12 protein-coding genes are annotated in these 9178 nt (G+C 71.6%); 11 read left to right on the top strand and 1 reads right to left on the bottom strand.

Features of this window, described 5'->3' with window-relative positions:
- The first annotated feature begins 68 nt into the window (after positions 1 to 68).
- From rpsP to trmD, 4 genes are all read left to right on the top strand, one after another.
- The gene (gene rpsP, locus VGN50_RS10785) at positions 69 to 650 is read left to right on the top strand and encodes a 30S ribosomal protein S16 (RefSeq protein WP_327444770.1); all 582 of its coding nucleotides are present in this window, start codon (positions 69 to 71) and stop codon (positions 648 to 650) included.
- 2 nt (positions 651 to 652) lie between these two features.
- On the top strand, positions 653 to 895 hold the full coding sequence (locus tag VGN50_RS10780; protein ID WP_327444769.1) for an RNA-binding protein: 243 nt from the start codon (positions 653 to 655) through the stop codon (positions 893 to 895).
- A gap of 85 nt (positions 896 to 980) precedes the next feature.
- The gene (rimM, locus tag VGN50_RS10775; protein ID WP_327444768.1) at positions 981 to 1523 is read left to right on the top strand and encodes a ribosome maturation factor RimM; all 543 of its coding nucleotides are present in this window, start codon (positions 981 to 983) and stop codon (positions 1521 to 1523) included.
- 9 nt (positions 1524 to 1532) lie between these two features.
- On the top strand, positions 1533 to 2735 hold the full coding sequence (trmD, locus tag VGN50_RS10770; protein ID WP_327444767.1) for a tRNA (guanosine(37)-N1)-methyltransferase TrmD: 1203 nt from the start codon (positions 1533 to 1535) through the stop codon (positions 2733 to 2735).
- Between the two features lie 8 nt (positions 2736 to 2743).
- Here trmD and VGN50_RS10765 read toward each other — a convergent pair whose 3' ends face one another.
- On the bottom strand, positions 2744 to 3502 hold the full coding sequence (locus VGN50_RS10765) for an ABC transporter permease (RefSeq protein ID WP_327444766.1): 759 nt from the start codon (positions 3500 to 3502) through the stop codon (positions 2744 to 2746).
- Positions 3503 to 3759: 257 nt separating this feature from the next.
- Here VGN50_RS10765 and rplS point away from each other — a divergent pair, with 257 nt between their 5' ends.
- The 7 genes from rplS (at position 3760) to VGN50_RS10730 (ending at position 9139) form a co-directional block, all read left to right on the top strand.
- Positions 3760 to 4119: a 50S ribosomal protein L19 gene (gene rplS, locus VGN50_RS10760; protein ID WP_327444765.1), complete on the top strand. Its 360-nt coding sequence runs from the start codon at positions 3760 to 3762 to the stop codon at positions 4117 to 4119.
- Positions 4120 to 4192: 73 nt separating this feature from the next.
- Positions 4193 to 4939: a signal peptidase I gene (lepB, locus tag VGN50_RS10755; protein WP_327444764.1), complete on the top strand. Its 747-nt coding sequence runs from the start codon at positions 4193 to 4195 to the stop codon at positions 4937 to 4939.
- Entirely contained in the window at positions 4936 to 5835 is a 900-nt protein-coding gene (gene lepB / locus VGN50_RS10750; protein ID WP_327444762.1) for a signal peptidase I, read from the top strand. The genes lepB (VGN50_RS10755) and lepB (VGN50_RS10750) overlap by 4 nt, the downstream gene beginning before the upstream one ends.
- A gap of 4 nt (positions 5836 to 5839) precedes the next feature.
- Positions 5840 to 6595, top strand: a complete 756-nt coding sequence (locus VGN50_RS10745) for a ribonuclease HII (protein WP_327444760.1) — start codon at positions 5840 to 5842, stop codon at positions 6593 to 6595.
- Positions 6592 to 6909, top strand: coding sequence for a DUF2469 domain-containing protein (locus VGN50_RS10740; protein ID WP_327444759.1), 318 nt, complete (start codon positions 6592 to 6594; stop codon positions 6907 to 6909). Before VGN50_RS10745 ends, VGN50_RS10740 begins: the two co-directional genes overlap by 4 nt.
- Before the next feature lie 108 nt (positions 6910 to 7017).
- Positions 7018 to 7389, top strand: coding sequence for a YraN family protein (locus VGN50_RS10735; protein WP_327444758.1), 372 nt, complete (start codon positions 7018 to 7020; stop codon positions 7387 to 7389).
- Between the two features lie 214 nt (positions 7390 to 7603).
- A complete protein-coding gene (locus tag VGN50_RS10730; protein ID WP_327444757.1) occupies positions 7604 to 9139 on the top strand; it encodes a YifB family Mg chelatase-like AAA ATPase in 1536 nt (511 codons plus the stop codon).
- Positions 9140 to 9178 lie beyond the last annotated feature (39 nt).

The raw sequence follows: 9178 nt of genomic DNA, 5'->3' as shown, positions 1-9178 counted from the left end.
ACGGCTCCCCGCGTGTCCCCACCCGGTCTCGCCGCGCTCACCACCAAGAAACAGGAGACACCACAGCTGTGGCCGTCAAGATTCGTCTGAAGCGCATGGGCAAGATCCGTGCACCGTTCTACCGCGTCGTCGTCATGGACTCGCGCACCAAGCGCGATGGCCGGGCCATCGAGGAGATCGGCAAGTACCACCCCACCGAGGAGCCGTCGCTCATCGACATCGACTCCGAGCGTGCGCAGTACTGGCTCGGCCAGGGAGCGCAGCCGACCGAGTCCGTCGAGGCCCTGCTCAAGGTGACCGGTGACTGGCAGAAGTTCAAGGGCGAGCCCGGCGCTGAGGGCACCCTCAAGGTCAAGGCCCCCAAGCCCTCCAAGAAGGAGCTCTACGAGGCTGCCATCGCGGCCGCGGGCAAGGCGGACGCCGGCACCGACGGCGCCACCACCCCGAAGAAGCGCGCCGCCAAGAAGGCCGACGAGGCTCCTGCTGAGGCTGCTCCGGCCGCCGAGGCCGCGCCCGCTGAGGCTGCTCCGGCCGCCGAGGCCGCGCCCGCCGAGGCTGCTCCGGCTGCCGAGGCTGCTGCCGTCGAGGCCCCCGCCGCCACCGAGGAGGCCCCCGCGGCCGCCGAGGGTGCTGACGCGGACCAGGCCTGACCGTGCTGGAAGAGGCGCTCGAGCACCTCGTCAAGGGCATCGTCGACCACAAGGACGACGTCGCCGTGCGACGCAAGGAGCTCCGCCGCGGTGAGGTTCTCGAGGTCCGGGTCCACCCCGACGACCTCGGTCGCGTCATCGGTCGCAACGGCCGTACCGCGAGTGCTCTGCGCACCGTGATGGGCGCTCTGGCCGGTGGCCAGAACGTCCGCGTCGACATCGTCGACACCGACCGGGTGCGCTGACGCAGCTCGTCGACGAGGGCCGCCGGGATCTCCCGGCGGCCCTCGTCGCGTCGTGCCCCAACCACCCACCTGAGAGGATCAGCGCATGCCTGACGACTCCCTGCTCCTCGTCGCGCGCATCGGCAAGCCGCACGGCCTGCACGGTGAGGTGACGGTGCAGCTGCACACCGACGTCCCCGAGCGCCGGTTCGCCGATGGTGCCGTGCTGCGGACCGAGGCGACGGCCGGGTCCGGCGTCCCCCGGCAGCTGACCGTACGCAGCACCCGCGTCCATCAGGGGATCTGGCTGCTCGCCTTCGAGGAGGTGCCCGACCGCACCGGCGCCGAGTCGCTGCGCGGCACGCGCCTGCTCGCCGACGTCGCCGCGGACGAGCCCGAGGATGACGAGCAGGCCTGGTACGAGGACGAGCTCGTGGGCCTGAGCGTGCTCACCACCGACGGCACGGTGGTCGGCGAGGTGGGCGGCCTCGAGAGCCGTCCCGTGCAGGACCTCCTCGTCGTGCGCCTCACCGGTGGTGGCGAGGCGCTGGTGCCGTTCGTGGAGCAGATCGTCCCCGAGGTCGACCTCGAGGGGCGCCGCGTGGTCATCGACCCTCCCGCCGGCCTGCTCGACCTCAACCGCGACTGAGGCCCTCGCATGCGCATCGACGTCGTCACGATCTTCCCCGACTACCTTGCCCCGCTTGACCTTTCGCTGATCGGCAAGGCTCGTCGTGATGGCCTGCTCGATGTCCACGTCCACGACCTGCGCGACTTCGCGCACGACCGGCATCGCTCCGTCGACGACACGCCCTACGGCGGCGGCGCGGGAATGGTGATGAAGCCCCAGCCGTGGGCCGAGGCGCTCCAGCACGTCGGCGGCTCGGGTCCGCAGGGGGCCCGCCCCCGGCTCGTGGTTCCCGGACCGGGAGGTATGCCGTTCACGCAGGCGCTGGCGGGCGAGCTCGCCGAGGAGCCGTGGCTGACCTTCGCGTGCGGCCGCTACGAGGGTATCGACGAGCGTGTCTACGACTATGCCGCCGACGAGCTCGGGCTCGAGGTCTCCGTGGTCTCGCTGGGTGACTACGTCCTCAACGGGGGCGAGGTCGCGGTGCTCGCCATGGTCGAGGCCGTGGCGCGCCTGCTGCCAGGAGTCATCGGCAACGCCGAGTCGCTCGTCGAGGAGTCCCACGAGGACGGCCTCCTGGAGTACCCCGTCTACACCAAGCCCGCCGCCTGGGAGTCTGCGCCGGGGCACATCCGTGAGGTGCCACCGGTGCTGCTGTCCGGCGACCACGGCGCGATCGCGAACTGGCGGCACCAGCAGCGACTCGAGCGCACGGCGGCCCGCCGTCCCGACCTGCTGCACAGCTCGCACGCGGGTGCCGTGCTCGCCGACTTCGACCTCGCGACGGCGACCCCGGCCGACGTTCCCGAGCTGCTGACCCTCAGCCGGGCCTGCTGGGTCACCGAGGCGCGGGCCAACGGCACCCTCGACATCCCTCCACTGTTGGAGACGCTGGAGGAGGTCGCTGCGGGGATCGCGGCCTGGACCACCTGGACGATGCGGGCCGGCGGCAGGCTGGTGGGGTCCGTGCGCGCCCGGGTGGCACCCGACGACGACTCGCTGTGGCAGATCGGGCGGCTCATGGTGGCTCCCGACCTGCAGGGCCGCGGTCTCGGCCGCGCACTGCTCGCGTTCGGGGAGGCACAGGCGCCGCCGGGCACGGCGGCATACTGGCTCAACACAGGAGCGCGCAGTGACCGCAACCTGCGCATCTACCGCAAGGCCGGCTATCGCGTCCGACCCGGCGTGGGCAGCATTCCCGGAACCGTCGACCTGACGAAGCCCCGCCGGTAGCAGTCGGCTCAGTCGATCAGCGCCGCGGCCAGGTCTCGTGGCGCGAGGCGCCGGGCTGCGATGAGGCGCTCGGCGACGCCCACCGTGACGGTCTGGGCGGCCATGATCCCGAACAGCACGAGCACCTGCGCCGTCGCCGCCTGGGCGGGCGAGCCGCCGCCGAGCATGACGCCGATGAAGGCGCCGGGCAGCGTCACGACCCCGGTCGTCTTGACCTGGTCCAGGCCTGGCAGCAGGGCCTCCGGCGCGCGCCGGTGGATGATCTCGCGGATGGCCTGGCCCGGGAGCAGGCCCAGGGACAGGCAGGCCTCGTACTGCGAGTGCTCCTCACGCAGCGCGGCGAACGACCGACGCCCGACGAGGGTGTGTGCGGTCATGGCGTTGCCGACGATGATCCCCGCGACCGGGACGATGGCGATGCCGGTCAGGGGAATGGTGCGGGTCGCCAGGACGATCGCGAGCACCGGGAGGATGCCGACTGCCATCGCAGCAGCGGCCGCCGGCCAGGAGCGGGCCGCCTCGACCCGCCTCGTGGTGGTCAGGACGCCCATCGCGAACATCACCACGACGAGCGCAACGGACCACGCCAGGCTGCGTACCGCCGCAGCGATCACCAGAGCCGCGATGCTCAGCTGCACGATGGCCCGCAGCCCGGCGACGAGCACGGGGCGCTCCAAGGCGTAGCCGCTGACGCGGTGCGCGAGGAGTGCGAGCCCCATCAGCAGGACCAGTGCGGCCGCCACGGGCCAGCCGGGCTCGATGCTCACCCGGCCCACGGTAGTGGGCCGCCCAGCTGCGCGAGCAGCAGGCAGGCAGGCGCCCAGGCGCCGGGTGGGTGATTTCAGCGCACGGCCACTGCCATGGCAGAATGGCTCCTTGCGTCTGTGTGACCATGCGCCCCTGCCACAGGGGGAGTGACCGGGCACCGCCTCGGCCACGCGGCCGGCACGCGTGACGCATCCCTGACGAAGCACCACCAACCACCCTGGGCGACCTGTGGCGCCGAGAAGAAAGCGAACCCGCCATGCAGCGTTTCGACGAGATCGACAAGGCGTCCCTGCGCGAGGACATCCCGGCCTTCCGTGCCGGTGACACCGTCAACGTGCACGTCAAGGTCGTCGAGGGCACCCGCTCCCGCGTCCAGGTCTTCAAGGGTGTCGTCATCCGTCGCCACGGTGGCGGCGTCGGCGAGACCTTCACCGTCCGCAAGGTGTCCTTCGGCGTCGGCGTCGAGCGCACCTTCCCGCTGCACACGCCGATCATCGACAAGATCGAGGTCGTCACCCGCGGTGACGTCCGCCGCGCCAAGCTCTACTACCTGCGCGACCTGCGCGGCAAGGCCGCCAAGATCAAGGAGAAGCGCGAGACGACCCCCGCCAGCTGAGGCGGGCTCCAATCGCCCTCCCCGGGTGTCCCGGGCTCCGGCCACACACCCTCGCGAGCTAGGCTCCGGATCGATGAACCCCGGAACCACCTCACCCGAGCAGGACCCGGCCGCCGCGTCAGCATCGCCTGACGCGGCGGAGCCGTCCGCAACCCGGGCACGCCGGTCGCCCTCGTGGCTGGTGCTGCTCGGGGTCGCCCTCGTGGTCATGATGCTCGTGCGCGCCTTCGTGGTGCAGTCGTTCTATGTGCCATCGGGCTCCATGGAGCCGACCATCCTGCCCGGCGACCGGATCCTCGTGGACAAGCTCGTCTCCGGCGATGCCCTGCGGCGCGGTGACGTGGTGGTCTTCGACGGCACGACCACCTTCGCCGCTGCGGACCGGACCCCTCACCAGGCCGGTGGGGTCGTGGGGCGCGTCCTCGGGGGAGCGGCGTCCGCGCTGGGGGTCAACCTCGGCGAGCAGGACTTCGTCAAACGCATCATCGGTATGCCGGGTGACCACGTCGTGTGCTGTGACCGCCAGGGCCGGCTCACCGTCAACGGCACCCCAGTCCAGGAGCCCTACGTGATGCCCGGTGACAAGCCCAGCGAGCTGACCTTCGACATCGTGGTGCCGCAGGGTCGGCTGTGGGTGATGGGAGACCACCGCAGCGACAGCGCCGACTCCCGGGCCCACCTCGGCGACCCGGGCGGGGGGACCGTCCGCGTCACCGACGTGGTGGGTCGCGCGGCCGTGACCTACTGGCCGCTCGCGCGCATCGGCGGCTTCGACACCCCGACCCTGCTGGCCGACCTGCCCCGGGCGGCGACCCCATGACCAACATCGACGACGACCGCACCCCTGCAGAGTCGGCTGAGCCCCTCCCCGAGACCACCGGGTCCGCCACCGCGCACCGAAAGCCCCGCGAGAGCCCCAGCGGCATCGGCGTGCTCGGTGCCGCCGTCAAGGAGCTGGTCATCGTCGTGGGGCTCGCCCTGGTGCTCTCCTTCGTCGTCAAGACGTGGCTGCTGCAGGCCTTCTACATCCCCTCGGGCTCGATGGAGAACACCCTCCAGGTCGACGACCGCGTCATCGTCAGCAAGCTGACGCCGGGGCCCTTCGCCCTGCGCCGCGGCGACATCGTCGTGTTCGCAGACCCCGGCGACTGGGTCCCGCCGCCGGTCGTCCAGCCCGAGAGCCCGGTGTCACGGGCTGTGCGGGATGCCCTCACCTTCGTCGGGCTGCTCCCGGACACTTCGGAGAACCACCTCATCAAACGGGTCATCGGGCTGCCGGGTGACCATGTGGTCTGCTGCGACGTGGGAGGCCGGCTCACCATCAACGGGGTGCCGGTCAAGGAGCCCTATCTCAAGCCGGGCAACGCGGCGAGCGAGCAGGCGTTCTCCATCACTGTTCCGGCAGGTCGCGTGTGGGTCATGGGTGACCATCGGTCGGACTCCTCGGACTCGCGCTTCCACGACGGTCCGAAGCAGGACGGCAGCAACGGCTCGGTCCCTGAGAGCCTGATCGTCGGTCGTGCGGTGGCGCTCGTCTGGCCCCTCGACCACGTCACCTGGCTGTCCAACCCCAGCGCGACGTTTGCCAAGGTGCCCCCACCCTCCTCGAAGACCGACACGCCGTCCGGCAGCGGCACAGGCGGCACGCCGACTCCCGACGGCACGGCCACGGTCGGCATGGGGGAGCCTGCCCGCGTTCGTCCTGGGGGAGACTGAGCCCATGCCGAAGGCCGCTGTCGTCCGTCACCGCAGCCCCAGCCTGCGGGTCGAGCGCGCACTCCAGCGCGACGGCCATCGCGTCCTGGCCGGCATGGACGAGGTGGGGCGCGGCGCGCTCGCCGGTCCGGTGACCGTCGGCGTGGTGCTGATCGACGAGACCTGCCGTAGCGCCCCGACAGGCGTCAAGGACTCCAAGCTGCTCACCCCTGCGGCCAGGGTCGCGATGGTGCCGCGGATCCGCCGGTGGGCCCTCGCCTATGCCGTGGGCCACGCCTCTCCGGCTGAGATCGACCAGATCGGGATCATCGCCGCCCTGCGGTTGGCGGGGTGCCGGGCCCTGGCCTCGCTCACCGTGGTTCCCGACCTCGTCATCCTCGACGGCAACCATGACTGGCTCACTGAGCCCGGCGAGGTCGGGCTGCTCGCCTTCGCCTCCGACCAGGCCCCGGCGACACCGCCTGTGACCACGATGATCAAGGCCGATCTGAAGTGCTCCTCGGTCGCTGCCGCTTCCGTGCTCGCCAAGGTGGAGCGCGACGCGATCATGACCGAGCTTGCGCCGGGCCACCCGGCATACGGCTGGCACGAGAACAAGGGGTATGCCGCCCCTGAGCACCTCGCCGCGCTCGAGGTGCACGGGGCGTCCGAGCTGCACCGACGGTCGTGGCGGCTGCCCGGTGTCGCGGGAGATGATGGGGCGACGCGCGGCGAGCAGGCGGCGCAGGGAGTGGGTCGACCGGAGATGAGCATGCGATGAGCGCTGAGGACCTCGAGAAGTACGAGTCCGAGATGGAGCTGCAGCTCTATCGCGAGTACCGTGACGTCGTCGGCCTCTTCTCGCACGTCGTGGAGACGGAGCGGCGCTTCTACCTGTGCAACTCGGTCGACGTGAAGGTGCGCTCGGACGGCGGCGAGGTCTACTTCGACGTGACGATGCAGGACGCCTGGGTCTGGGACATCTACCGTCCGGCCCGGTTCGCCAAGCAGGTGCGGGTGGTGACGTTCAAGGACGTGAACGTCGAGGAGCTTGCCAAGTCCGAGCTCGAGCTGCCCAAGGGGCCCGGCTTCTGAGGCGAGCGTTCCCCCGCTCGCTCCACATGCGGCTGGCGCCGGTCCTGCTGTCCACATGAGCAGCGCCGCGTGGTGGCGGAGTGCCTCGGTGCTGGCTTGGCTCGGTCCATGGAGAACCACAGAGACCAGCGCCGGGTGCTGGGTGACTACGGCGAGCGCCTCGCGACGAGGTACCTGCGCGAGCGCGGGCTGAGCATCCTCGACCGCAACTGGCGCTGCCGTGAGGGTGAGATCGATGTCGTGGCCCGCGACGGGGACTGCCTCGTGTTCTGTGAGGTGAAGACGCGCCGCAGCGTGCGGTTCGGCGACCCTGTCGAGGCGATCACGCCCCTCAAGGCCGCCCGGCTGAGGCGGCTCGCGGTGACGTGGCTGCGCTGTCATGACGTGCACGCGACTCGGATCCGCATCGACGTGGTCGGGATCGTCCGACCGGCGTCCGGGCCGGCGGTCCTGCGACACCTCGTCGGCGTCGACGGCTGATGGATGAGGGTTGCCGTGCGGCATCCGCCTTCGGTTGTCCCCAACGGCCTTCCTCGCCAGCTGCTCGTCCACAGGGCCGGCCCGGTCGCGTGGATCTCACGGTGGGCGCCCGGTTGGCTCGTGACCAGGAGGTGGACGCATTGGGCGACGACGAGGTGGCCGGCCGGGCAGGCCGCAGGGGTGCGTGTGGAGCGGCGTTCGCGGGGGTGTCGTCGTGACCTTCGGTCGCACCCGCTCGGTGACGCTCGAGGGGCTGGCTGGGGCGCTGGTGGAGGTCGAGGCTCATCTGTCCAACGGGCTGCCCGCCTTCATGCTGGGGGGCCTGCCCGACACGGCCTGCGCCCAGGGGCCCGGCCGGGTCAAGGCCGCCGCCGCCAGCATCGGCCGCTCGCTCGCCCAGGAGCGCATCACCGTCAACCTCTCACCGGCCTCGCTGCCCAAGAACGGCAGCGGGTTCGACCTGCCGATCATGGTGGCTGTGCTGGCGGCGCTCCGCGTGGTGCCAGCGGCCAAGGTGAGCGAGGTCGTGCACCTGGGAGAGCTGGGTCTCGACGGCACCATCCGGCCCGTTCGGGGAGTGCTCCCAGCGGTGCTCACCGCCGCTCGCGAGGGGTGCCGCGAGGTCGTCGTCCCGCCGGAGAACGCGGCCGAGGCCGGCCTGGTCCCCGGCATCCGGGTGCACGCCGTGCGTCACATCGCCGACCTGGTCTCGGCATATGCCGCGGACGGCCCGCTCGCATTGGGGCCTGTCTCGTCCGTCCGTCTGCCGGGCCGGCGACGACAGCCCTTGCCCGACCTCAGTGATGTGATCGGTCAGGAGGAGGCGCGCACCGCGGTCGAGCTGGCTGCGGCAGGCGGCCATCACCTGTTTCTCGTGGGACCCCCGGGCTCGGGCAAGACCATGTTGGCCGAGCGGCTCGTCTCGGTGTTGCCTGCCCTCACGCGCGAGCAGTCGATCGACGTGCTCGCCGTGCGCTCGTTGCTGGGGGTGAGCGCCGACGAGCTGGAGATCGGGGGTGCACCTCCGTTCGTCGCGCCCCATCACACCGCCTCCCAGGCGGCGATCATCGGCGGCGGGAGCGGGGTCGTGCGGCCCGGCGCGATCTCGCAGGCCCACCACGGCGTCCTGTTCCTGGACGAGGCTCCGGAGTTCCGCACCGGGGCGCTGCAGTCCCTGCGGCAACCCCTGGAGGCCGGCCTGGTGGTCGTCTCGAGGGCCCGGGCGTCAGTGCATTTCCCGGCCCGATTCCAGCTCGTCATGGCGGCCAACCCCTGTCCCTGCGGGCTCGGCTTCGGCAAAGGCGGCGAGTGCCTGTGCCGGCCGATGGCCAAACGCGCCTACATCGGCAAGCTGTCCGGGCCCCTCCTCGACCGCGTCGACCTCCAAGTGCAGGTCCCGGCAGTCACCAGGTCGTCCTTGTCCGGTGAGCCCGGGGAGTCGAGCGCGGCGGTGGCCGAGCGCGTGCGAGCGGCGCGCGCGGCCCAGGGGCGGCGCTGGGCTGACACGCCCTGGTCCCTGAACAGCCAGGTGCCCGGGGCCTGGTTGCGGCGGGGGAGCGGCAGGCTGCCGCGCTCGGTCACCGCCGACATCGACACTGCGCTCGACCGGGGGCACCTCACGCTGCGCGGCTACGACCGGGTGCTGCGCGTTGGCTGGACGGTCGCCGATCTCGCCGGTCGGCCTGTGCCCACCCGAGGTGACCTGGGGCTCGCGCTGACGCTGCGTCAGCAGGAAGCGGCGGCGGCGTGAGGGCCCTCCGGATCGACGTGCCGCCCGGGGAGCGCGCGG

The organism is Pedococcus sp. (genome assembly GCF_036000045.1).
Lineage (GTDB): Bacteria > Actinomycetota > Actinomycetes > Actinomycetales > Dermatophilaceae > Pedococcus.
Note: the sequence above shows the minus strand (reverse complement) of the source record. Positions and strands in the feature narration are given on the sequence as shown.